Annotated in this window: 16 protein-coding genes and 2 pseudogenes; 13 read left to right on the plus strand and 5 right to left on the minus strand. The window is 68.0% G+C overall.

Annotation, left to right across the window (positions count from 1 at the left end; genetic code table 11):
• Nucleotides 1-95: 95 nt before the first annotated feature.
• The 8 genes and pseudogenes from AC1VWI_RS44005 to AC1VWI_RS44040 form a co-directional block, all read left to right on the plus strand.
• Nucleotides 96-218: pseudogene (locus tag AC1VWI_RS44005) on the plus strand (double zinc ribbon domain-containing protein); the annotation flags it as partial.
• Nucleotides 219-371: 153 nt separating this feature from the next.
• Nucleotides 372-767, plus strand: a complete 396-nt coding sequence (locus tag AC1VWI_RS44010) for a hypothetical protein (protein WP_499517078.1) — start codon at nt 372-374, stop codon at nt 765-767.
• A gap of 7 nt (nt 768-774) precedes the next feature.
• Complete coding sequence (locus AC1VWI_RS44015; RefSeq protein WP_499516622.1) at nt 775-3,891, plus strand: ATP-binding protein; 3,117 nt, start codon at nt 775-777, stop codon at nt 3,889-3,891.
• Nucleotides 3,892-4,823: 932 nt separating this feature from the next.
• Nucleotides 4,824-5,675 carry a hypothetical protein gene (locus AC1VWI_RS44020; protein ID WP_499516623.1) on the plus strand — a complete coding sequence of 284 codons (852 nt, stop codon included), beginning with the start codon at nt 4,824-4,826 and terminating at the stop codon, nt 5,673-5,675.
• A gap of 378 nt (nt 5,676-6,053) precedes the next feature.
• Entirely contained in the window at nt 6,054-6,485 is a 432-nt protein-coding gene (locus tag AC1VWI_RS44025) for a hypothetical protein (protein ID WP_499516624.1), read from the plus strand.
• A gap of 213 nt (nt 6,486-6,698) precedes the next feature.
• Nucleotides 6,699-8,435: an IS1634 family transposase gene (locus AC1VWI_RS44030; RefSeq protein ID WP_499516625.1), complete on the plus strand. Its 1,737-nt coding sequence runs from the start codon at nt 6,699-6,701 to the stop codon at nt 8,433-8,435.
• A gap of 610 nt (nt 8,436-9,045) precedes the next feature.
• Nucleotides 9,046-9,573, plus strand: a complete 528-nt coding sequence (locus AC1VWI_RS44035) for a hypothetical protein (protein ID WP_499516626.1) — start codon at nt 9,046-9,048, stop codon at nt 9,571-9,573.
• Between the two features lie 200 nt (nt 9,574-9,773).
• Nucleotides 9,774-10,178, plus strand: coding sequence for a DUF6283 family protein (locus AC1VWI_RS44040; RefSeq protein WP_499516627.1), 405 nt, complete (start codon nt 9,774-9,776; stop codon nt 10,176-10,178).
• 936 nt (nt 10,179-11,114) lie between these two features.
• Here AC1VWI_RS44040 and AC1VWI_RS44045 read toward each other — a convergent pair.
• From AC1VWI_RS44045 to AC1VWI_RS44055, 3 genes and pseudogenes are all read right to left on the minus strand, one after another.
• A complete protein-coding gene (locus AC1VWI_RS44045; RefSeq protein WP_499516628.1) occupies nt 11,115-14,621 on the minus strand; it encodes an NB-ARC domain-containing protein in 3,507 nt (1,168 codons plus the stop codon).
• Between the two features lie 137 nt (nt 14,622-14,758).
• The gene (locus AC1VWI_RS44050) at nt 14,759-15,928 is read right to left on the minus strand and encodes an NsdA family TPR-like regulatory protein (protein WP_499516629.1); all 1,170 of its coding nucleotides are present in this window, start codon (nt 15,926-15,928) and stop codon (nt 14,759-14,761) included.
• Nucleotides 15,925-16,017, minus strand: a pseudogene (locus AC1VWI_RS44055) (hypothetical protein); the annotation flags it as partial. The gene AC1VWI_RS44050 and the pseudogene AC1VWI_RS44055, both read right to left, overlap by 4 nt.
• Nucleotides 16,018-16,468: 451 nt before the next feature.
• Between AC1VWI_RS44055 and AC1VWI_RS44060 the strand changes: the two are divergent.
• Nucleotides 16,469-17,368: a TauD/TfdA family dioxygenase gene (locus tag AC1VWI_RS44060; RefSeq protein WP_499516630.1), complete on the plus strand. Its 900-nt coding sequence runs from the start codon at nt 16,469-16,471 to the stop codon at nt 17,366-17,368.
• A 126-nt stretch (nt 17,369-17,494) separates the two neighbouring features.
• On the opposite strand, the gene AC1VWI_RS44065 is transcribed toward AC1VWI_RS44060, so the two are convergent.
• Entirely contained in the window at nt 17,495-18,268 is a 774-nt protein-coding gene (locus AC1VWI_RS44065; RefSeq protein ID WP_499516631.1) for a glycosyltransferase family 2 protein, read from the minus strand.
• A gap of 30 nt (nt 18,269-18,298) precedes the next feature.
• On the opposite strand from AC1VWI_RS44065, the gene AC1VWI_RS44070 reads away from it, so the two are divergent.
• The 3 genes from AC1VWI_RS44070 to AC1VWI_RS44080 are packed head-to-tail and all read left to right on the plus strand — an operon-like array spanning nt 18,299 to nt 22,102.
• Nucleotides 18,299-19,558: a nucleotide sugar dehydrogenase gene (locus AC1VWI_RS44070; RefSeq protein WP_499516632.1), complete on the plus strand. Its 1,260-nt coding sequence runs from the start codon at nt 18,299-18,301 to the stop codon at nt 19,556-19,558.
• A gap of 52 nt (nt 19,559-19,610) precedes the next feature.
• A complete protein-coding gene (locus tag AC1VWI_RS44075) occupies nt 19,611-20,996 on the plus strand; it encodes a hypothetical protein (RefSeq protein WP_499516633.1) in 1,386 nt (461 codons plus the stop codon).
• The gene (locus AC1VWI_RS44080) at nt 20,993-22,102 is read left to right on the plus strand and encodes a glycosyltransferase family 4 protein (protein ID WP_499516634.1); all 1,110 of its coding nucleotides are present in this window, start codon (nt 20,993-20,995) and stop codon (nt 22,100-22,102) included. Before AC1VWI_RS44075 ends, AC1VWI_RS44080 begins: the two co-directional genes overlap by 4 nt.
• Nucleotides 22,103-22,271: 169 nt before the next feature.
• Here the strand turns inward: AC1VWI_RS44080 and AC1VWI_RS44085 are convergent, their stop codons facing one another.
• Complete coding sequence (locus AC1VWI_RS44085; RefSeq protein ID WP_499516635.1) at nt 22,272-23,468, minus strand: WD40 repeat domain-containing protein; 1,197 nt, start codon at nt 23,466-23,468, stop codon at nt 22,272-22,274.
• On the opposite strand from AC1VWI_RS44085, the gene AC1VWI_RS44090 reads away from it, so the two are divergent.
• Nucleotides 23,467-23,664 carry a hypothetical protein gene (locus AC1VWI_RS44090; RefSeq protein ID WP_499516636.1) on the plus strand — a complete coding sequence of 66 codons (198 nt, stop codon included), beginning with the start codon at nt 23,467-23,469 and terminating at the stop codon, nt 23,662-23,664. The two genes, AC1VWI_RS44085 and AC1VWI_RS44090, sit on opposite strands and share 2 nt — an antisense overlap.
• Nucleotides 23,665-23,702 lie beyond the last annotated feature (38 nt).

A 23,702-nucleotide genomic window follows, 5' to 3' on the forward strand; every position in this document is an offset into this window, starting at 1 on the left:
GGCCCGCACTCCTTCCGGCGGCCTGGCCCGCGCCGCCGATATCAGCATCGCGGACCGCCACATCGTGGGCTAGCGTGGAACTGAGGAGCTCGCCTATGCGCTGCCAATCGTGTGGTTACGAGGACCGCGCCAACGCTGCGTATTGCAGTCAGTGCGGGACAACGCTCACCCAGCCGTGCGGAACCTGTGGTGATCCGGTCCCGGTAGGCGCCAGTACCTGCCCGACCTGCCACGCACCTCCTGCGTCAACCGGACCGCTGCGGCATGAACCGGGATATACACCCCATGGCACCGCGCATGATTCCGACCGTACCGATCAGACGGCGTCGGACTCTCCGAGGACCACCAAGCCCTCGAGAGAAACCGAGTTCATGGGTGTAGTGCGCGGCTTTACATCGCGGCAAGAGCCTTGGGGCGAAGGGCACAGGGATATTTGGCAATTCCGCGTCGAGCGTTTTGACGCTGATGGAAACAAGCTCGTACCCATCCCAGTGGAGATGCGAGGACTCTCCTACCGCGGCTCAGTAAGCAATGGCGATGAAGTGCGTGTCCATGGGCGCTGGCGTGACGGCACTTTGCAAGTTGAAAACGTCACGAACCTCAGCACGAGCGCTCAGGTGCGTGCCAAATCCTACAAAGGCCTCCAGACACTGGCTACGGTGTTCGTCATCATCATCGGACTAATCGTTGTCGGTGGAATCGTGAGCCTTGTGATATCAGGCTGCCACGACACCGGCGGGCCGCCCCCAGGATGGCCGACACCGTAGGCCTAAGATGACCATCGACCCCGTCACCACGGAAGCCGTCGACTACCTGCAGCGGCTGCACCTGGCTCCCCCACTGCCCGGCACCCTCTGCATAGGGGTACCGATGGCCGCGCGGCGGATAGTGCGGCTGACCGGCGTCGGCCAGCCGATCCGGGCGCCCGCCCAGCTGGCCTCACCGGAAAACGCCGCCCGCCCGGAGGAGACCGGGGCCGACCCGCCCACGTTGCCCCTGCTCGTCGGACTCGCCGGCGCGAACACACCGGTCGCATTCCTGCTCGACGGGAGCGGGCACGGTCTGTCGGTCCGCCTGGGCACCTGGACCGCCGACGACAGCAACGCCCCCGGGCCCGACACACGGCTGACAACGCTCCTGGCGGTGCTCGACGGCTGCTACCCAGCCGTCGACCTGGCAGCCGCAGGGGTGGCCACACCGCGCCTCGCCCACGGTGCGCTGGCCCTGGGCATGCCCGGAGAGGCGAAGGTCGACCCCCGCGATGGATCTCTTCCCGTGGACCGACTGTTGCGATCCGTCACCAGCCGGTCTTGGGCGGCGCTCGTCATGGCCCAGCCCGTCAGCGCGGCGGCGCTGAGCGCCGACCGCAACCAGGTACTCAACGAGATGCGCAAAGTGTCAGCTGCCGTAGAGGCCATGGGCCTTAGCAGTCCGCTGGCCGAGCACTACCTGCTGCTGCTCAAAGCCCGGCTGACGGCACTCGCCGATGCGCAGGCCCGCGGCGGCTGGCGCGCGGCCGTCTACCTGGTCGGTGCACAGCCAGATGACCTGACAGCCCTTACTGGCGCATGGCGGGCCGTATTCTCCGGCGCGAAATCCGTGCCCGAACCCGTGCGGACCATCGCACACCCGGCAGTCGCCGACCTCGCCGCACAATGGGCGCTGCCCGACGACCCAGAGCAGCCAGGCCCGAACGCCTACCGGCACCCCTATGCCGCCCAGACGCTGCTCACCTCGGCACAGCTCGCGGCGTACGTGCACCTGCCCAATATGGAGACCCCAGGCTTTGCCATCAGCCCCGTCCCGCGGTTCGACCTCGATACCCCGCCGGTGGACCCCCAAGAGCCGCACCTGCTCGTCGGACAGGTACTGGACCACCACCGGGCAACCGGCGGCCGGTACGAGGTGCCGCTGAAGTCCCTGACCCGGCACGTCTTTATCCCGGGGACCACCGGCTCGGGGAAGACCAACACGATCATGGGATTGCTGCTGGAAGCCAGCGACCACGGCGTTCCGTTCCTGGTCATCGAACCGGCCAAGGCCGAATACCGCTCGCTGATCTCCCACCCGGTGCTCGGACGGGATGTGCAGATCTTCACCGTCGGCAAGACCACTGTGGGCCCGTTCGTCCTGAACCCCTTCGAGGTGCCCGCAGGTACGACCGTCAGCGAGCACCTCGACCTGCTCCGCGCTGTTTTCACCGCGTCCTTTGGCATGTGGACCCCGCTGCCGCAAATCCTCGAGCAATGTCTGCACGAGGTGTACGCCGACCGAGGCTGGGACCTGCGCACCAACACCAACACCCGCCTGGACGAGATGCCAGCATCCGATGCCACGGATGCCTTCCCCAGCCTGTCCGATCTGGTCGCCAAGGTCAGCGAGGTCATCCCCGCCCTCGGCTACGAGGACCGCATCGCCAGCGACCTGCGAGCCGCCCTGGTCACCCGCCTGCAGGCCCTCCGCAGAGGAGCCAAGGGCGCGATGCTCGACGTCTCCCACTCCCTGCCGACCGCGGTGCTGTTCGAGACACCCACAGTCGTGGAACTGGAAGCACTCGGCGATGACAGCGACAAGGCGTTCTTCATCGGGCTGCTACTCATTCGCCTTGTCGAACACCGCCGGGCGCAAGGACAACGGCCTCATCTGGTGCACCTCCTCGTGATCGAAGAAGCCCACCGACTACTGGCCAATGTAGACACCCAATCCTCCGAAGAAACCGCAAACCCCCGCGGCCAGGCCGTGGAAACCTTCTCCAACCTGCTATCGGAGATTCGCGCCTATGGCCAGGGAGTAGTCATCGCCGACCAGATCCCCGTCCGGCTCGCCCCCGACGTCATGAAAAACACCAACCTGAAGATCGCTCACCGCATCATCTCCGCAGACGACCGTGCAGCCCTGGCCGGCGCCATGGCCATGGACGAACTCCAGGCCAAAGCGCTGACCACCCTCGCGGTCGGGCATGCCGTTGTTTTCAGCGGCGGCGACGACGCCCCCCTGCTGGTGCGCGTACCAGCAGTGAAAGACCCTCTCTCGCCACAACCCCCGCCAGACCACCAGGTCCAGGCCCACATGCAGCGTTGGAGGGACAACAACTCCTACGACCGACTCTTCCGGCCCCGCCCCTACTGCCCCGAGACATGCCGGACACCCGCAGCCTGCGACACCGCCCGGATCCTCGCCAGCGACGAATACGTACAGAGCAATCTCTCGCGCATCGTGACCACCACGGTCGATGAGCCCGGTGCACTGGACCGCCTCTGGGACGACCTGACCACAGCCATCGGATCCCGGCGCCCGCCCACCGTCTCCACCAACGACCTCCTGCGCGCCTACATCGGCCACGGAACCGACTGGCTCGCAACCCGGCGCGGCGCTCAACGCTCCTGGACCTACAACGACACGGCAGAACTGCGCGACCGAATGCGCACCCTGCTCCTAGACAAACTTGACGCCGGAGGCCAGAACGCCACCACCCTCGTGACCGCTCTCCAGCAGACCGTGCATCGCCTCCACGCCCGGCAGTTCGAACCGTATCCGGCATGCCACCTCGTCTGCACCCAGGACCCGCCGCTGTGCCTCTACCGGTCCGCGGTGGCCGACCTGGTCGCCAGCCACCGCTACCACCCGGCATGGGGCGAGGCAGACCAGAACGACGGCGCCTCCGAAGACAAACGGCGCGTCCGCACCTGGGACGTCTGCCAGGACGCCGCATACGAACTCGTCGAGTTCCCAACCGAAGACGCGCCGGAAGAAGCCAGGCAGAAACTAGACACTGCCGCCCGGCGGGTCTGCCTCTGCTTTGAGCAGCAGATGCTCGCGGACGACCGCCACAAGGTACCCCGCACAACGCGCCGCATCCTGGCGCGCGTAATGAAGGAGGGGGGTCTGTGATGGGCTTGCGCGACCGGATGGACGCAGATCAGAAGAGGGATGCAGCCGAAAAGGACAGTAAGCGAAAAGCGGAAAACCAGGAGCAAATGGACCGAGCTGCCGGACTGACGCCTGCCACGATGGACTTCTCGCACGGTTCGGGCCCCTCGGAGGACCCCGGCGGTAGGCATGTGTCGATGTTTGGCTCGAGCGGGGACGGTCGGGGCGTAGAAGGGTACGCCCCCATGGAAAAAGGTGCCGTCCTCGGACTTCCCCGAGAATCCGAAATGGAGGGGAAATACACGGGGGCGCCCTGGCAGCCTGCACTGCCTGATCGATTCGACCCGAACTCTGGCCCAAGGCTTCCCTCGGGACTGGGTCCGGGTCCTTTCCCGACTTCCGCCTCCTCGATGGACGTCGACAGCTTGCCTGTATCGATGTCTGCATCGACTAGCGAGTTGAGGATCGGGGAGGGATACGCTTCCTTGGAAAAGGGAGGGTCCGACCCGAAGGTCGGCCTGACTCAGGAGAGTCAATTGGAATTGGCAGTCGGAGATGGCAGGCTCTCGGGGCTTTCGTCAGTGGTTGATCCGGCATCACTGCCTTCCGGTCCACTGGCTCCGCAGGCCTTGATCTCCGCTGATCCGTCTGAGATGGCTTCCTTTGCGGCGAAGTCACGTCTAGTTTAGCCGAAGGCGGTCGTGATGTCAGAGCGTCACTCGGAGGCCTCAACCACCGCAGAGCAGGCTCATCAAAGCACTGACTCCGCGACCCGGTCCGAGCGGCCAGAATTGGCTCATTCATCTACTGATAATGCCCGGGATTCGAGCTCAAAGACACCGGCTGGAGCGGATTCAAGCGGAGGATCTCACCAGGGTGAACGACCTCAACTGGGTGGCGGGACAGAAACTTCACGCGAACCGCACGGGGGAGTTGGGGGTACTGCTGAGCACGTGGATGGCAGGACTGGGCCAGCAGAGAGCAGTAGGGGGGAGCAAGGCTCGGCTGAACCTAGGTCCAGCGAAAATACCCGCCTGTCTGGCGTTGCGACGGGCGGCGAAAAGTCGGATAAGGGGGCGGGCGGTGAGGGAGGGAAGGCCAAGGGCGGTGAAGGTGAGAAGGCCAAGGGCGGTGAAGGTGAGAAGGCCAAGGGCGGTGAAGGTGAGAAGGCCAAGGGCGGTGAAGGTGAGAAGGCCAAGGGCGGTGAAGGTGAGAAGGCCAAGGGCGGTGAAGGTGAGAAGGCCAAGGGCGGCGGCAAGAAAGAACAAGAAAATACACGTAAAGAATTGCTGGGCGGCGCCAAGACGACTATCGAGAAGGGTAAAGATGGAAGCACCATCACGAAAAGTGAGAGAATATCGAATGATGGGCGTACGACTACCCAGGTAGAAACCCGCCGTGACGGGCAGAAAAACGTCACCGAGCGCACCACGCGCGAGGATCGTCGAAACCAGGATGGTAGCACGGAGCGGCACACCCACTTCGAACGCTTCGGCAAAGTCCCTGCATCCGTCGATACAACTGTGAAGACTTCGGCAGACGGGAAGACCAGGGAGGTCCATTCGGTGGCGACTCGCGGCAATGTGACGAACACCTTTGACTCGACGGCGCGGACAGACCCCGACGGCAACACGCATACGAAAGCAACATCTGTCGAAATTGATGCAAATAAGGGTGTGAAGACCACAACGGAGACTGCGACGACGGTATATGAGCATGACTCCGCCGACGGTCAACACAAGGCGGGTGAAACCAGCGAGTTCACTACCACGAAACCGGAGGTGGTCCCCAAATCGCACAAGTGAGGGTCGATCAAGTTTGCTGGTGATCATCTCGTCAGTTCCGTGCGAGGCGCCATCTGGCTGACGAAGGGGTGCTTCAGTACGCGCCGCAGTTCGACCAGGGGCGTTGTGCAGTCCTCCAGGGAGTACAGAACCAGGAGGCGACGGCGTTCCGACGGGTCCGCATGACGAGAGCGGCCGTGCCTGACCGAGTTGCGTGACGCTACGGCCCGCCCCCGGCCCGCCCGGGGCGGGCCGCCGCGTGTCCGCCGCCCAGGGCGTACCGGCGAGTGAGTCAGCCGAGCGGGCGAGCCGGCGGGCGGCGCCGGGTTTGCGGGTGTTGCGGGTCGACCCGCCACTGTCGGTGCTCCCACCACTGCCCGGTCAGGAGCCCGCTCATGGTTGCCGCACCCGCCGACTTCTTCCCCCGTCATCGTCACCGGCGCCCCGCCTCCCAGCGACGACGCCTACCCCTACGACCCGGTGCATCTGCGTCTGGCCCCGGCCGGATCGATCCGGCACGAGGACCTGGTTGTCGGCGACATCTACACCCACCACCCCGGCCACCGCCTGGCCGTCACCGACTACGCCGCCAACCCGTACCCGGCGGTTCCCGCAGCGCCCGACCCGGCCCACTGCGCCCACTGCCGCGACGCCGCCACGCCCGCGGTCCGGCTGACCCACGAGGCTGCCCCGGGCAACCCGTGGGACGGGGCATGCGACGTGAAGCCCCGCACCGAACTCGTCCTGCACGTCCCCGCGACCCGACTGCCCGAACCCGCACCGCGCGCGGCCACACCGCCGCCCGCCCCCGGCCCCGGCCCCGGGCCGTGACTTCGCGGTCCTGCGGGACCTGCTGCGCATACCCCTGTAACCGGCTCCGCCCACGACCTGCGTTCCGCGTAATTCAGGGGCTCTGGAGTCCCTCCTGGGCTGAAGGTGCAGGTCAGCGGGTTAGAGCCTGGTGACACGGGCGAATCGGCCTAGAGACGCGATTTTGCGGATTTGGCTGCGCTGACCTGGAGATGCTCCGTAGGGTCTGGAGCCGTGTACGTGAAGACGACGAAGCGGGAGAACAAGTCCGGCACGGTCCGGTACCTGCATCTGGCCCACAACGAGTGGGATCCGGTGAAGGGCCGGGCGGTCCCGAAGGTCCTGTTCACGTTCGGCCGTGAGGACGACCTCGACCGAGACGCGGTGAAACGCCTGGTCGCGTCTCTATCGAGGCTGCTGGAACCGGGCGAGGCACTGGCGTCGACCGCGGCGGGTGACCTGGAGTTCGTCTCGTCAGTCCCGTTCGGCGGCACCTACGTCCTCGATCATCTCTGGCGGCGGCTGAGGATCGACAGGATCGTCGGGCAGGTGGGGCAGCCCAAGCGCGGCAGGCGCCGGGACATGTCGGTGACCGAGCGGGTGCTGTTCAGTCTGGTCGCCAACCGGGCCCTGGCCCCGTCCTCGAAGCTGGCCGCCGCGGACTGGATCACGCACGACGTCCACGTCGACGGCCTTCCCGCCACCGCCGACGATGCCTGTTACCGGGCCATGGACTGGCTCCACGAAGTCCAGGACGACCTGGAGAAACGGGTGTTCGACGAGGTCGCCAACCTCCTCAACCTCGAGGTCGACCTGCTGTTCTTCGACACCACCAGCACCTACTTCGAACTGGAGGAGCCCGACGAGCCCGCCGCCCGCGACGACAAGGGCCGCCTCCTGACCGCCGCCGACGATGCCCCCACCGACCCGGACGACAGCGGTGACGTCCCTGACCAGGCCGGATTCCGCACCTTCGGGAAGTCGAAGGACTCCCGCGACGACCTGCCACAGATCGTGATCGGCATGGCCGTCACCCGCGACGGCATCCCGGTTCGCGTTTGGTCCTGGCCCGGCAACACCGGTGACCAGAAACTGATCCGCCAGGTCAAGGACGACATGCGGGACTGGACCCTCAGCAAGATCGTGTGGGTCACCGACCGTGGATTCTCCAGCGAACGCAACCGCCGCTACCTCCGCCAAGGAGACAACGCCTACATCGTCGGCGAGAAACTCCGCTCAGGCAGCCCGGAGGTGAAGGCCGCCATGTCCCGGCAGGGCCGCTACAGCGAGATCGCCGGGAACATGCGGGTCAAGGAGGTGAAGATCTCGGAGACCGAACGGTTCGTGATCTGCCACAACCCCGAGGCCGCCACCCGCGACCAGCACATACGCGAACAGCTCGTCGCCCAGCTCACGACCCTGATCGAAGACACCGACCGGCTCAGCGAGTTCAAACGCGGCGAGCTCCGCGGGAAGATCGCCGACCGGCCCGGCCTCAACCGCTACCTCCGCACCACCCCGGCCGGCAAGCTCCGCGTCGACCACGCGAAGGCCAAGGCCAAGGCGAACCTCGACGGCAAGTACCTGCTGCGATGCTCCGACCCGGACCTCTCCGCCGAGGACATCGCGCTCGGCTACAAGCAGCTCCTCGAAGTCGAGCGGGGCTGGCGGGACATGAAGCAGATCATCGACCTGCGACCCGTCTACCACCGGCTCGAAGAACGGATACGGGCCCACGTCGTCCTTTGCTGGCTCGCCCTGCTGCTGATCCGCATCATCGAGACCACCACCAACGACACCTGGCAGACCGTCCGCCGCGAACTCGACCGTCTCCACCTCGGCACGTTCACCGGCCCCACCGGCCTGTTCCGCCAGGTCACCACCCTCACCAAGCCCCAGACCGACCTCCTGGCCAAGCTCGGCATCCCCGCACCGAAGCAGATCATCACGCTCGAACCCGCACCCCGCTGACCAGCACGAACACCAGCGCCTAGAGAAACGCCTCTCAGGCGCCCTCACCCATGTCTGCGCAGGTCAGCCCACAGATTCGTGACTCTATGCCGCTGAATTACGCGGAACGCAGGCACGACGAACGGCCCGTCACCCGTGCCCACGCGGCGCCGGGTGCCGGGCTGTTCGTTGTTCCCGCCGCCCGCCGCCCGCCGCCCGCCGCCCGCCGCCCGCCGCCCGCCGCCCGCTGCCCGCCGCCCGCCGCCCGATCGACGCGGGTGCGGGGGTCTGCCGTAACGGTCGGTGGCCGCGTCACCGAAGTCCGCGGCCCTGGGAGGGGGTTGCGGGTGTTGCCCCCGCGCCCGTCAGAGTCCTGACCAGCGGGCCGGACCCCGCAGCCCCCGGGGCGTGGATCGCTCCCCCCTTTCCGATCCCCCCTGGCGGCGCCACGAGGCCGAGCGAGTGAGCGGCGGGGGAGCGGGGTTGCGGGCGTTGACCAACAGCAGGCCAGTGTCCGGGGTGCCGGGCCGGGACGGCAGTGACCACACGACCTGCCGCCCCGGACCCGGGACCACGCCACGGCACCAGCCCGCCGGCGCCCTGCCCCTGCCCCTCCCCGGAGTGCCCCCGCATGCGTTTCCAGAAGCCCACCTTCAACGTTGACAGCCCCGAAGGCCGCGCAATCATCCGCCTGTTCAACGGAATCAAGGACGACATCGAAGACGACGAAGGCGGCTGGAACGGCGGCGACGTCGTCGACTGGCTGCTCGACTGGTTCCACGCCATGGGCCTCAACCCCAACGGCTGCGCCTACATCGACTTCACCACCCCGCCGCTCGACATCAACCCGGCCCTGGCCCGTACCGCCGAGATCCTCGGCACCGCGTGGTGCCACGACACCTACTGGGCTGACCGCGGCTGCTTCTTCACCTCCCCCGACGGCGTCACCACCGACATCACCGTCCGCTACCACGCCGACGGCACGACCGTCCTCCTCCTGGACCCCGCCATCGGGGAATTCCGAAGCACCCAAGCCCTCTACGAGCTACGGCTGTCGCCACGCATGACACTCCTGGGCGCCAGCTCGTTCCTCATCGCCAAGCTGTACGACCTGCAGGCGCGCGCCGACGAGTGGGCGGACACAGTCCGCCGCCACTGACTGCCGCCGCCCCACCACGACCCCGGCCCGCCCCCTGCCTGCCTACCTGTCGGCTGGGGCGGGCCGTCGTCATGCCACCCCCCGCGCCCCAGCGAGCAGACCCGACACCCGCCCACGCCCCTTCCCGGGGTGGCGGCCCTTGGTACCGCCACCGGCACAGTGCAGCCCCTCGCTGACCGCCCCCTCGGAGGCCCGTACCCGTGACCGCTCGCCGCGCCATGCCGCACCGCACCTTTCCCTGCAACGAATGCCCCTGGCGCCTGGACGTGCCCCCCTGCCAGTTCCCCCAGGAGCGCTTCGAGCAGGTCCGCGCCACCAGCGTCCAACCCGACCCGCGTACCAGCCCCGACGCGTACCAGGGCGCCGCGATCGGCCAGCAGGACAAGTTCGGCTGCCACAAGGGCGCCCCCGGCAGCGGTGAGGACCTCGCCTGCCCCGGATGGCTCGCCGTCGCCGGTACCCAGAACCTGTCCGTACGCATCGCCGTCATCACCGGCGCCCTGCCCGCCGACGTCCTCACCCCTGGCGCGGACTGGCCGGAAGTGCAGCGTCGGGTCGAGGGCCTGCATCGCCAGGACTCGCAAGCCCAGTGGAACATCCTCTGACACGGGGCGCCTGAATAGCGCAGCTTTTGGCCTGCCGGCCAGCCTGAGTAGCGTCGTGGCTAAGGGCCATTGAACGGCTCACCCAGCCAGGGTATCCAGGAAGACGTCGATGGTGAGCGCGAATTGGGCGGCTGCTCGGACATGCGTTCGATTGAATCACCCGGGTCGCGGTCGGTCGAGACGGCCCCCGTCCGGACATGAAACGGCCCCCGCCTCGACGGAGACGGGGGCGATCCAGCGCACTACTCGGATGCCGGAATGTCTGCCGGTCAGCCTACGGATGCCCGTAGCGCACGCACTTGAAGTACGTGGGCGGAGGCGCGGACCCGTCATCCAGGCAGACCCGGACGACCGCAGCTCCGCCAGGGACGTCAGCCGGCACGGTGAAACTGAACGGCACGACCTCGCCGGCACACGACCTGGTGTCGCTGTATCCGACTCCCAGCTGCCCGTTGCCGGCGTCAAGGGTGAACGCCGTGGTGCCTCGGCAATTCTCTTGGTCAGCCGACTTGTGGACCCCCTCCACGAGGACCGACCGGCCGTACCAGGTCAACGTGCCAGTCGTGTACGTGTTCGTGACGGTGACGTTGAAGGGGGTGGTGGGGTAGGCCGCGGGTTGGGCGCTGGCTGTGGGCGCGGTCAGGAGCATGCCCGTGGTCAGTGTGACGGCGCTGAAGGCAGCGGCGAGATGGGTGCGCAAGTCGTCTCCAGGAGTGAGGCCGGTCCGGTGGCTGAACGCCTAGTCTCCTGGCCGACATTGGGCGCGTCCACGACAGATTGAGCCAACCGCCGCCACCCCGGCCGACGCCGACACCGGCTCATCCGTCCGGCGCCTCCCTCTTCGGCCGCTCCCACTGTCCTTCTCATCGGCCACGTCGTCAGAGTAGCCATCGACAGGGCGAACGTGTCTGATGCGGCACTAGCGCGCTCCGCCGTTCAGTCAAGGAGCTTGAGCAGGTACATGCCGCGTTCACCGCCCACAACGAGGGTTCGGCCGTCATTGCACCATGCGCATGCGGCCATCGGCCCGTCGAAACGCGCCAGCGCCTCAGCACGCCTCCCGTCGACGTTCCAAATCCGCACCGTCCTGTCGCGGCTGGCGGTGGCGAGCCAGGTGCCGTCCGGGGAGATCGCGACCGCGCGCGCCGTGTCGGTGTGGCCGGTGAGGGTGGCGGTGCAGGTGCCTGACGCGGCGTCCCAGATCCGCACCGTCTCATCGTCGCTGGCGGTGGCGAGCCAGGTGCCGTCCGGGGCGATCGCCACCGACGTCACCGTGTCGGTGTGGCCGGTGAGGGTGGCGGTGCAGGTGCCTGAAGCGGCATCCCAGATCCGCACCGTCCTGTCGCGGCTGGTGGTGGCGAGCCAGGTGCCGTCCGGGGCGATCGCCCCCGACGTCACCGTGTCGGTGTGGCCGGTGAGGGTGGCGGTGCAGGTGCCCGACGCGGCGTCCCAGATCTGCACCGTCTTGTCGTCGCTGGCGGTGGCGAGCCAGGTGCCGTCCGGGGAGATCGCCACCGCGCGCGCCGTGTCGGTGTGGACGGTGCCTGTTGCGGCGTCCCAGATCTGCGCCCTCGCGTCGTCTCCGGTGTCGGCGAAGAAGGTCTCGCGGCTGGTGGTGGCGAGCCAGTTGCCGTCCGGGGTGATCGCCATCCCGGCAATGCCATCGGTCTGGCCGCCGGCAGCGACAACGGATGGCAAAGCCGTCGGGTCCCAGATCCGCACCGTCCTGTCGAGGCTGGTGGTGGCGAGCCAGGTGCCGTCCGGAGCGATCGCCACCGCGGTTACGTAGAAGGTGTGGCCGGTGAGGGTGGCGGTGCAGGTTCCCGACGCGGCGTCCCAGATCTGCACCGTCTTGTCGCGGCTGCTGGTGGTGGCGAGCCAGGTACTGTCCGGGGCGATCGCCAGCGACGTCGCCGCTTCGGTGTTGTGGCCGGTGAGGGTGGCGGTGCAGGTGCCCGACGCGGCGTCCCAGATTACCGTCCTGTAGGAGCTGGTGGTGGCGAGCCAGGTGCCGTCCGGGGCGATCGCCAGCGACGTCGCGGTTGCGTAGTCGGGGTCGGTGAGGGTGGCGGTGCAGGTACCTGAGGCGGGGTCCCAGATCCGCACCGTCCTGTCGAGGCTGGTGGTGGCGAGCCAGGTGCCGTCCGGGGCGATCGCCACCGCCTGTAGGTAGCTGGTGTGGCCGGTGAGGGTGGCGGTGCAGGTGCCTGACGCGGCGTCCCAGATCCGCACCGTCCTGTCGCGGCTGGTGGTAGCGAGCCAGGTGCCGTCCGGGGCGATCGCCACCGCGGTTACGTAGTCGGGGTCGGTGAGGGTGGCGGTGCAGGTGCCCGATGCGGGGTCCCAGATCCGCGCCGTCCTGTCGAGGCTGGTGGTGGCGAGCCAGGTGCCGTCCGGGGAGATCGCCACCGACGTCACCGCTTTGGTGTGGCCGGTGAGGGTGGCGGTGCAGGTGCCCGACGCGGCGTCCCAGATCCGCACCGTTTCGTCTTGGCTGGTGGTGGCGAGCCAGGTGCTGTCCGGGGAGATCGCCACCGCCTTTAGGTAGCTGGTGTGGCCGGTGAGGGTGGCGGTGCAGGTGCCCGACGCGGCGTCCCAGATCCGCACCGTTTCGTCTTGGCTGGTGGTGGCGAGCCAGGTGCTGTCCGGGGAGATCGCCACCGTGTACACCATGTTGGTGTGGCCGGAGAGGGTGCGTTGGAGGGCCTGGTTGGGTTGGTCGGGGAGGGGCCACTGGGCTACGAGTAGTGGTCGCTGGGCCGGATCGTGCTGGCGCGCAGTGACTTGGTCGTGCCAGTGGGGGTGGTGTTGGAGACGGAGATACAGGACGCCAGCCAGGATGCGATCGGAACCAGCGGGGGTGAGCAGGTGTGCGGCCTGGGCGAGCGGGCGGGCGAGTGCCTGGGCGTCGGAGGTGCCGATGCTGGTGAGATCGCTCCAGGGGGCGGTGGGGCCGCGTTGGATGAGGCGGGCCTCGACCCACCGGATGTCGCCGGCCACGGCTTCGGCTTGCGTAGTGCGACCTGCTGCGCGGAGGTGGTCGATGAGGTGGTCGAGCAGGTAGCCGTCGCGTAGATCCCACCAGGCATGTCTGGGGTCTGGTGCTGTACCTGTGAGTGGGCCTGCAGTAGGCACGGTTGTGGCGACAGCGTCCATGAACTGGCCATGCCGGGCGGCGAGGGTGGCAGAGCCGAGGTCTGCGCGGAGGTAGTCGCGGATGACGTCGTGGAGGCTGATTCTGCCGCCGTGGTCGGGGGTGAGGGTGATCAGGGACAGGCGTTCCAGGGCACCGCACAGGGTGCGGGTTTGCGCTTCGGTGAGCCCGGCGGTGGTCCCCCACAGCAGCGCCACCAAAGAGATGGGGATGGCTTCGTCTTCGGCAAAGATGGCGAGTTCAGCGAAGCGGTCGGCGCCGCCGGGGGGCAGGAGCAAGGTGGCTGCCTCGATGGTGGCCTGTACAGCCTGACTGCGCTCTCGGGGATCGTCCAGACTCCAGGCTGCGGCTGGATCATCGACAGCGGCAGGGCCGCGAGCGCGCAGCTGCCCGAGCACGTTGCGAGCCGCCTGCGCGGGATCAGCACCGGTGTCGGTCTGTTGGGCGATGAGCCGGTTGGTCAGCCGGAGCAGCAGCGCCCAGCGGCCGGTCGCCTGCAGGAGGTGTTCACGTGTGTCGGCCGGGAGGGGCGGGAGGTGCCAGGTCAGCAATGCCCGGGCTTGTTCGGCTGACATCTGGTCGACCTGAATCGGCAGGGCGCCTGGTGGGAGAAGGGCAGAGTTGCGGGTGGTGACCAACCGCACGCAGTGGCGGCCCCCGTGCAGAAACGGGGCCAGTTGCTCGCTCTCCCAGACGTCGTCAAGGACAAGCAGTGTGCGGGGGCGTTCGTCGAGGAGACGGCCCAGATGCGCGCCGGCCATGTCGGGGTCGTTGAATTCCATCGTGTCGCCGGTGATGAACCGGGTGACCTCGGCAACCTTCGCCGCCACAGTCGCCCGGCCGCGGACGTCGCGGCCGATAATGACGGTGTAGATCCGCCGGCCGAAGTGGCGCTGCACCTTACGGTCGGCGCACACCGCGGTGGCGAGGGTGGTCTTCCCGAAGCCGCCAGCCCCGGACAGGGCTGTGGTGATACCGACCGAGCTGCTGTCCTTCCGGCAGACAGCCGAGACCGCTTCGTGGGTTTCGGACCGTGCCACGAACCATTCCGGCACGACTGCGAGAGGCGGGGGCGACGGGTCATCCCGGCCGACTTGGGGAGCCTCCTGTTTCCAAGTCCGGGCGAAGAAGGTGATCACAGCGAGCACAAGCAGCACGGCGACCGCGGGCCACGAGTGCTCGCGCAGTTCGTCCAGCAGTCCGGGCCAATGGTCCTCGCTGGTCGCTGCGTTGGCTGCAATGCCCAGCGCGGCTGCCAGCACCAGGTCCATGGCGGACGACGCCGTCATGACCACGCGATACGCCCGTCTCCCCATCCCCGCCCCCTGGTGCGCACACCGTCCCGTATCGCAGCGGGACACTACCGGCATTCCCCTACCGGATCAGCGTGATGCGCAAGCAGATGGCCCTGCACCAGGGACCGAGTTCAACTGGCTGCAAGGTGGAGCAGTTCCGGTACGCCTTCGGCTTCACGGTAGGTGCGGAAGGCGGGGACGAGGTCCTGGACGAGCTGCACGCAGCGGGGTGCGCCGATACGGCGTGCGAGCTGGAGGGATTCACGCGCGGCGGTCGCGGCGAGCTCAGGTTCGCCCAGGTTGAGGTGGCTTTCGGCCCGGTAGGCGAAGAAGACACCGCGCGTCTTGTCGCGGGCGGTGGGCAGCAAGGCCTGTCCCTCACCGATGAGGCGGTGCGCGCGGGCGGTGTCGCCGAGGTCGAGCAGGGCCTGGCCGGAGTCGACGGCGAGGTCGGCTTCGGACAGCCAGGAGCACCAGGCGGGCCGTTCGCGGCCGGAGGTGGTGTCCAGCAGTCGTTCGGCCGCGTTCAGCGAGCGCAGCACGGCGCGGCGTTCTCCTTGGGCTGCGAGCGTCCGCGCGAGGCGGAGGTGGAGCAGGGACTGCGCTGCGGGGTGTTCGGTGCGGGCCAGGGCGTGTTGGAGGATTCCGGCGGCCGTGGTGTGGTCCTTGCGCCAGGCCGCCTGGTAGGCCAAATCGCCCAGCAGTGCGGCGCCCATGTCGCGGTCGCCGCCGGCGTGGGCGCTGTGCAGGCCGGCAACCCAGAGCTTTGCGGCCGCGGGATGGTCCGCGATGTCGAAGCGGTGCCAGCCGACCGTCTGCGCCAGCGAGGCTGCCAGAGCGTGCAGGCGCAGGCCGACCGGCCGGGCGTAGCGGCCGTGTTCGAGCAGCTCTGTGACGGTGGTCAGGTGGGCGTGGAGCAGTGCGGGGACGTGCTGGCGCCTCTCGGTGGGGAGGCTGTTCAGCTCGGCGCTGGCCCGCTCCAGCAACGAGACGAATTCTTCGTCGACGGATTTTCCGGTGTGGGCTTCGGTCAGGGCCCGGGTGTCGCCGGTGGCCCAACTGGCCGCGAGGGCGGTGAGTGCGGCGCCGGAAACGGAAAGGAAGATGCGGCGATCCATGAACTTAAGGCCTCTCGGAGGGCGGGAACGGTGCTGTGGGGACCAAGCGGGGTCACGCCCGCGCTGGTGCCGTGCAGCCACTGCGGCCAGATGCCGGTATCGACGACACTCACGGGAATGCCGAATGCTTCGGCGATGTAGGTCTGGGAATCGCGGTCCGGCGTGACGCCGTCGACCTCCCATTTCCGGATGCGTTGCTTGTCCACGCCGCAGCGCAGCCCGCGCCGCTGTGCGGCCGTACGGATCTGCTGCGCCAGGTCCACGCGGGTCATGCCGCGTGCTGTCCGGGCGTAGGCCAAAGGGTGGTCGCAGGTGCGCTCGTCCACGACGAATTCCAATCACCGGACGTGATGTCAGCGTAGCGATGGAAAGGGAGGGACTCCCGCGGGACTCCCGCCAATCCCTCGACCAGGTAGCACAGTTGACCGAAAATCGAACTGTCAGACCTGGGGCGGGAGCGGTCTGCGTGACAGGAGAGAGGACTCCGCTCCCATTTCTGACGGACAAATAGCAGCCCCGGAAACACCCCCGAGCGCCGAACCAATTCTAGCGAGTTATCACTCGCCTCACTTCCGGCACTTCATACCCGTCTCCGCAACTGCCGGCCGACGGTGTGCGGCGGTGACGAGAAGACCAGCCCGCTGTCGGACCGCCCTTCGCGCCCGGCGACAGCAGCAGCACCCGAACGACACCCGAGAACCCCACGAGAGAAGGAAGCTCCGCGTGCGCATCGACCTCCCCCGCGAACTCGAAGCCGATCTGATGGGCCGTTCCCTCCCACCCTGGGAACTGGACGGACCGTTCCTGGCGCAGTCCACCATGGAGAAGTACCGGGCCGAACTGGCGGCCGTCCCGCAGTTCGAGGAGACCGTCGTGGCCCTGCGCCACGCACTGACCGGGGAGGGCGGCGGATACGCCGTGCTGCGCCTGGGGAACCTCGCCAAGTCCCTCGGGACCGGCGACCGGTTCCGGCGGCTGGCGATGGCCATCGCGGCCGAGGTGGCCGTCCCCTTCTCGCCCTTCCCGCGGTGGCCGGAGTGGAAGGACATCGGGGTCAAGGTCGACAAGGACCCCGGCAAGTCCTCCGGCACCGGGTACAACGCCTTCCACATGGACCTGGTGAACGCCACCCGGCCCCCGGAGTACACCACGCTCCTGTGCGTGCGCCCCGACCCGCTCGGCGGCGGCCCCAGCATCCTGTCAGACCCCCACGCGGCAGTGGCGCGGCTGCCGGAGAACAGCCGCGCTCTGCTGGCCGAGGCCGCCTACCACTACGGGACCTTCTTCGACCTGCACGGCGTCGGCGAGGAATGCAAGCCGTTCCCGATCCTGGACGGCTCCGACCGGGGTCAGGGGTTCGTCCGGTTCACCGCGAAGATGCTGGAGCGGTCCGAGCTGAGCAAGGCGCACGCCGACGCCGCGCGGGAGCTCGCCGAGGAGCTGGTGCGGGGACAGGTCTCCTTCATGCTCCAGGCCGGGGACTACCTCATCGTGAACCAGCGGTGCTTCCTGCACGGCCGAGAGCCGCTCCACAACGGGCAGGAGACCGTCCCCGCTGCCGAGCGTCGGCTGCTCCTGCAGTTGTTCCTGCGCGAGCGGGCCGGCGACGGCTCGGCCGCGTAGGCGGCCGACGACACCGGTGACCCACCGAGTCCCGCCCCATGGCGGGCCGCCGAACACGCGGCAAAGCCAGAGGGCGGGGCCCGGTCGGGCGCCGCCCCGATCGGACCCCGAGGTCGTGAACGGGTGCTAGATGCGCGACTTCCGCACCGAGTGCCAGGCCGCCCCGGCCAGAGCCCGAGCCGATCGGACCACAGAGAGGTGCTCGTGCCGGCGGTAGAGGTCCCAGTTGTACGGGATAAGCGACAACTTGTTCGACGAGAGCGACCCGGCCCGCTGCGCCCGGTACAGCGCCAACGGCTCCCGCAGCGCCCGCGCAGGAGTCCCATCCCGCATGATCGACAACCAGAGCGCGTAGTCCTGCCTCTTCGGCATGTCCGGCATCAGCCTCGTCCCGACCACCCTGCGGTCGTACATGGCGGTCAGGGCGCCGATGTGGTCATGGACCAGCATCGCGCTGTAGTCCACGTACTCCGGCGCCCACACCACACGCTCGTTCGCGACGAAGTCGGCGGCCTCGCCCGCGTACAGGGCGTCGACCTTGTAGTAGGAGGTGAACGTCAGCGGCGTCCCGGCCGTCGCGGCGAAGGCGACCTGCTTCTCCAGCTTCGTCGGCAGCCACATGTCGTCGCTGTCGAGGAACGCGATGTAGTCACCCCGGGCCCGCTCAATGGCCAGGTTCCGGGCCCGGGCCGCGCCCCCCTGCTGTGCCGCTGCCTCCGGCAGGACCCGCTCGTCCTGCTGGGCCAGTTCTTTCAGCAGATCCATCGAGTCGTCCGTGGACCCGTCGTCGGTGATCAGCAGCTCGAGATCGGGATGGGTCTGCCCAAGCACCGACCTCACTGAGGTCCCGAGCGTGGCCGCCGAATTGTGTACCGGCATCACCACAGAAACCAGGGGCACAGCGGTGCTCCTTACCCAGATGGAGTCGTCATGGATGTTGTTGTCGCCGGCCAAGGCTACGTGGGACTGCCGCTCGCCGTGCGCGCCGCCGAGGTCGGCCACCGCGTCGTCGGCTACGACGTGGACCCCGACCGCATCAAGCGCCTCACCGCGGGCGAGTCGTACGTGGAGGACGTGACCTCCGCACGCCTCCGCACGGTACTGGACACCGGGGCCTACTCCGCGACCGCCGACGCCGCCATGCTGGCCGGCTTCGACATCGCGCTGATCACCGTACCGACCCCGCTGGGGGACGACGGCGTGCCCGACCTGACCTACATCGAGTCCTGCGCCCGGACGCTGGGCGAGCACCTCCGACCCGGCGCGACGGTGGTCCTGGAGTCCACGACCTATCCCGGCACCACCGAGGAACTGCTGCTGCCGATCCTGGAGAAGGCCTCGGGCCTCAAGGGCGGGGTGGACTTCCTGGCCGGGTTCAGTCCGGAACGCATCGCGCCGGGGAACGCGAGGTGGTCGTTCGACGGGACGCCGAAACTGGTGTCAGGCATCGACGGCCCATCGCTCGATGCGATCAAGGGCTTCTACGACGGCATCTTCCAGACCACGGTCCCCGTGTCCGGAACCAGGGTCGCCGAGATGGCCAAGCTGATCGAGAACACCTTCCGGTTCGTCAACATCTGCCTGGTCAACGAGCTGGCGACGCTGGCGGCTCCCCTCGGCGTGAACATCTGGGAGGCGATCGACGCCGCCGCGACCAAGCCCTTCGGCTTCACCCGGTTCACCCCGGGACCCGGAGTCGGCGGGCACTGCCTGCCCGTCGATCCGATGTTCCTGAGCTGGAAGGTGCAGCAGGAGCTCGGCGCCCCCTGCCGGTTCGTGGAGCTCGCCGCCGACGTGAACCGCCACATGCCCGACTACGTCGTCCGGCGTCTGACGGAAGCACTGGCCAAGCGCGGCATGCCCGTCAGCGGATCCCGGATCCTGCTGCTCGGCCTGACCTACAAGATCAACGCCACCGACCTCCGCGAGTCGCCGTCGGCACGTGTCGCCGAACTCCTGATCAACCTCGGCGCCGAGGTCCGCGGCGCCGATCCCAACGTTCCGGCCGGCGACCACACCAAGCTCAACGTGCCCTTGGTCGACGCGAACGCGCAGGAGATCGCGGCCGCCGACGCCGTGGTGCTCCTCATGGACCACGCACGGTTCGACCTCGCAGTGATCGAGACACACGCGTCCTACGTCCTCGACTGCCGAAACCGCCTGTCCGGACCGAACGTCGAGACCCTCTAGCTCCTGGCCCCCAACCCCGCTGCCGACCCGTCCTTTCCTCCAGGGAGTTCTCTTGCGCGCCGAATGGGAACACGCCCACACGGACTACACCGTGCCCGCGCAGCGCCACATGCCCGCCTCGCTGGCCGAGAGCGAGAGCGACTGGCGCCACCACCTGAGCTCGGCCCCCAACGGCTGGCTGATCCGGCACAACGCCATGACCGAAGCGCTCGCCAGTGGCAGGCCGATGTACCTGCTGCACACCACCAGGAGCATCGACGCCATCCGCACCAGCCGGCAGCTGCACGTCTCCACCGGATGCCTGGTCGGGGCCCTGTACTGCGCACCTCTCACCAGTCAGCGCGAGGGACTGCGTCCCCACAACCTCGGCGCCTACCTGCTGCGGACCAAACCCTCCACCACGCCCGTGATCGTTGAGGTCACCCCGGACGCCCCGATTCCGCCCAAGGGCGTCGACTACCTGCACCTCGGCGGCATCCACCTGCGCACCTACCAGCGCTACCAGAGCTTCCTCACCCCGGCCGAGAACGACCAGCTCGACCACACCGTGCTGGCCGGGCTGCGCGCCGCCGCACCGTTCCTCGACCTCGCGCTGCAGAACGCCACCGGCCACGCCACGCCGGCACCCGAGTTCATCGACCAACTGTCGGCCGCCGTGAGCGACGTACCGTTCCTCGGCTACCTGTACTTCGAGGTCGTCTCCGAATACCTGATGCTCCACTCCGTGGCTCCGGAGACCAGGGCCTGCGCCGAGGCGGGAGAGCTGAACAACTGGCTCTACAAACGCCTCGCTTTCACCGCCGTGGACGGCATGGACCAGCTGTTCGACCTGGCCCGTTTCAATCCGGGCCACCAGCGGCTCGTCCGGCTCGTCGACGGCATCGAACCGGCCCTCGCCCCGGGAGTCGCCGAGTACGTCCGACGACGACTGTCGCACCTGTTCGCCCGGACCGCGCTGCACCCGTCCCAGGACGCGGCAGCAGTCACCTTCCAGGGCACCGATCTCGACACGCTCCGGGAAGCGGCGCCCGGACTGATCGGCCAGATGATCTTCCGCGAGATCCGGTACATGCCCCGCTACCAGCAGCTTTACCACGTCTTCGAAAAGGCCAAGGCGCTGGAGGCATGGGATTTTTGGAACAGCGAGGGGATCGCCACCCCCTTCAACGGAGTCCTCCCCAAGGGGGAGATCGGGGTCAATCCCGTCTACCCGCGATCGGCGGTCAGGGTATGGACGGCAGAACTGGACGGTAAGGGCTACGTGCATCCGGCCGAGGAGGTCACGGCCGTCTTCATGCCGCACCTGGCGTCGTGGTGGGCGCCACCCCGTCAGCGCGACAGGCCGATCGCCATCGATGACTCGCGAGTCGGGCTGGCCCTAGGAGCCCGATCCCCGGTTCCGCCCCTGCGGTCATCCATGAATGGAGTGTCCGCATGACCGGCAAGATCCTGAGCATCCTGACCGGCATCAACCGCACTGCGGCGCCTTCGTCCGGGAGCATGATCCTCGTCAACGATCTCTACGGCACGATGCCTGACATCCGCACGGCCTTCCTGGGCAGGACGCCGGTCGATCAGGCGTGGGCAGCTGCGTTCGATCAGCTGATCGCCCTGTCCACTACGAAACGCCCCCAGGGCTCGGACTTCGGCCCCTACGTGGATGAGTTGACGCGCGAGGTCGGTGCGCTCATCGAGAAGGTCAAGCCGGATGTCATTCACGCCCAGTACCTCGGGTTCGCGCTCAGCCTGGCGTTCGCCCGAGCCGCCGGCGACGTCCCGATCGTCTCCATCGCCCACGGCCCTGAGGTGATGGCGGCCGAGCGCGACGCATCGGAGCGCGAGAGCCTGACTGAGGTCGCTGCCGCAAGCGCGGCGATCGTGGTTCCGACCTCCGCCCTTGCCGACCGCATCGACGGTCTCACCGGATACCGATACACCGATCGGCTCGCCGTCATCCCGTGGGGCATCCGGTTGAGCGATGCCCGGCTATGTGAGCACCTGCCCACCGGACCCGGACCGCTGTCGTTGGTGCACGCCGGTCGACTGGACGACAACAAGAACACGGTCACCGCCATCGACGCCCTCGCTCTGACCGATCAGCCGCACCACTTGACCGTGATCGGCGAAGGAAGCCTCCGGGAGCAACTGGAGCAGCGAGCCAACGCACTCGGGCTCCGGGACCGGGTCCATTTTGATCCGTTCCTGCCCCGCGCCGAACTGTGGCGGCGCCTGCCGAGCTTCGATGCCTTTGTCTTCACCACCAGGGGTCTGGAGGCTTTCGGGCTCGTCCTCATTGAGGCCCAGGCCCATGGCCTTCCGGTTGCCTACTCCGATCTTCCCGGTGTGGGAGAGATCCTCGGGGGCGCCGGCGTTCCCTACGCTCCCGGCGACCCGCGCTCACTGGCCGTGGCCCTCGACAAGCTGGGCGGGGACTTCCACCGCCGCAAGGCCCTGACCAAGGCGGCTCTCAGTAACGCGAGCCGATACGACATCACAACCACCGGCCGCCAACTCCGGCAACTTACGCTCCGCCTCACCTCCTAATCCTGCAGCCCTTGCACCACTGGCCGGAGCACTCCGCCAACGTCCCATTGGCAGCCCGAACCCGCGGCCAGTCCTGACCGAGGCAGCCACGACCTGCCAGTACCAGCGGCAGCGCCCGGACCTGCGCGAGGACAGCCAACCCGCCCGGCTCTGACCCGAACGCGCCACTTCAGGTGAGAAGTTCCAGCAGGTACGCGCCGCGTGCTCCCGCCAAAGCCAGACTGCGACTGTCCGCCCCCCACGTACAGTGCGCAAGCTCCCCTTCGACGCGAAGGGCGGCGACGACGGGCCATCCCCCGGCACCCCAGATCCGCACCGTCTGGTCGTTGCTGGTGGTGGCGAGCCAGGTGCTGTCGGGGGAGATGGCCACCGAGGTCACTGCACCGGTGTGGCCGGTGAGGGTGGCAGTGCAGGCGGCGGTGGCGCGGTCCCAGATCCGCACCGTCTGGTCGTAGCTGCTGGTGGCGAGCCAGGTGCCGTCGGGGGAAATCGCCACCGAGAGCACCCAGGCGGTGTGGCCGGTGAGGGCGCGTTGGAGTGCGTGGCCAGGCTGGTCGGGCAGTGACCATTGAGCTGTTAGCAATGGCCACCGGGCGGAGTCGTTTTGGCGAGCGACGATTTGCTCATGCCAGAGCGGATGATGCTGCAAACGTCCGTGAAGCACGCAGGTCAGAAGGCGATCAGAGCCGACAGGGGTGAGGAGATGAGCGGCCTGCGCCAGTGAATGGGCCAGCGTACGGGCATGGGGGGTATCGATTTGCGTGAGGTCGCTCCATGGGGCGGTGGGCCCTCGTTGAACTAGCCGGGCCTCTACCCATCGGATGTCGCTGGCCACAGCCTCGGCTTGTGTGTTGTGGCCACCTGCCCGGAGGTGCTCGATGAGGTGGTCCAGCATGTATCCGTCTCTCAGTTCCCACCAGGCGTGGCCGGGGGCTGGGGCCGTGGGGGTAAGCGGCGCGGCAGGAGCCAGGGTTGCGGCGACGGCGTCCGCGAACCGGGCATGTAGCGTTGTGAGGGCGGCGGTGCCGAGGTCGGCGCGCAGGTAGTCCCGGATGACGTCGTGGAGGCCGATCCGGCCACCGTGGCTGGGGGTCAGGGTGATCAGGGATAGGTCTCGAAGCTTCCGCCATAGAGCCTGGGTTTGTGTCTCGGTGAGCCCTGCTGTGGCTTGCCAGAGCAGGGCGACCAGGGAGACAGGGATGGCTTCGTCTTCGGCGAAGATGGCGAGTTCGGTGAAGCGGTCGGCTCCGCCAAGCGGCAGAAGCGACGTGGCGGCTTCGATGCTGGCTCTGACGGCCTGGTTGCGTTCCTGTTGATCGTCGAGGCTCCAGGCGGTGCCAGGGTCGTCGACAACTGCGGGGGCCATGCGCGCGCAGTTGTTGCAGCACGGTGCGGGGCGCGTCGACCGGGGTGGCCCCGGCAGCGATCTGTTCGGCAATGACCCGATTCGCCAGACGAAGCAACAGCGCCCAGCGGCCAGTCGCCTGCAGCAGGTCGTCGATCAGATCAGCAGGGATGTGCGGGAGGCGCCAGGTCAGCACTGCACGCGCTTGTTCGGCTGACATCTGGTCAACAAGGATCTGTACGGTGTCGGCGGGAA

The sequence above is a fragment of the Streptomyces sp. TOM-9 genome (assembly GCF_056858595.1).

Bases quoted from the DNA above. Each gene is read 5' to 3' on its own strand.
- AC1VWI_RS44010 (WP_499517078.1), top strand. From the start codon at position 372: ATGGGTGTAGTGCGCGGCTTTACATCGCGGCAAGAGCCTTGGGGCGAA.
- AC1VWI_RS44015 (WP_499516622.1), top strand. From the start codon at position 775: ATGACCATCGACCCCGTCACCACGGAAGCCGTCGACTACCTGCAGCGG.
- AC1VWI_RS44035 (WP_499516626.1), top strand. From the start codon at position 9,046: ATGCGTTTCCAGAAGCCCACCTTCAACGTTGACAGCCCCGAAGGCCGC.
- AC1VWI_RS44045 (WP_499516628.1), bottom strand. From the start codon at position 14,621: ATGACGGCGTCGTCCGCCATGGACCTGGTGCTGGCAGCCGCGCTGGGC.
- AC1VWI_RS44050 (WP_499516629.1), bottom strand. From the start codon at position 15,928: ATGGGAGGTCGACGGCGTCACGCCGGACCGCGATTCCCAGACCTACAT.
- AC1VWI_RS44070 (WP_499516632.1), top strand. From the start codon at position 18,299: ATGGATGTTGTTGTCGCCGGCCAAGGCTACGTGGGACTGCCGCTCGCC.
- AC1VWI_RS44080 (WP_499516634.1), top strand. From the start codon at position 20,993: ATGACCGGCAAGATCCTGAGCATCCTGACCGGCATCAACCGCACTGCG.
- AC1VWI_RS44090 (WP_499516636.1), top strand. From the start codon at position 23,467: ATGCGCGCGCAGTTGTTGCAGCACGGTGCGGGGCGCGTCGACCGGGGT.
- AC1VWI_RS44085 (WP_499516635.1), bottom strand. From the start codon at position 23,468: ATGGCCCCCGCAGTTGTCGACGACCCTGGCACCGCCTGGAGCCTCGAC.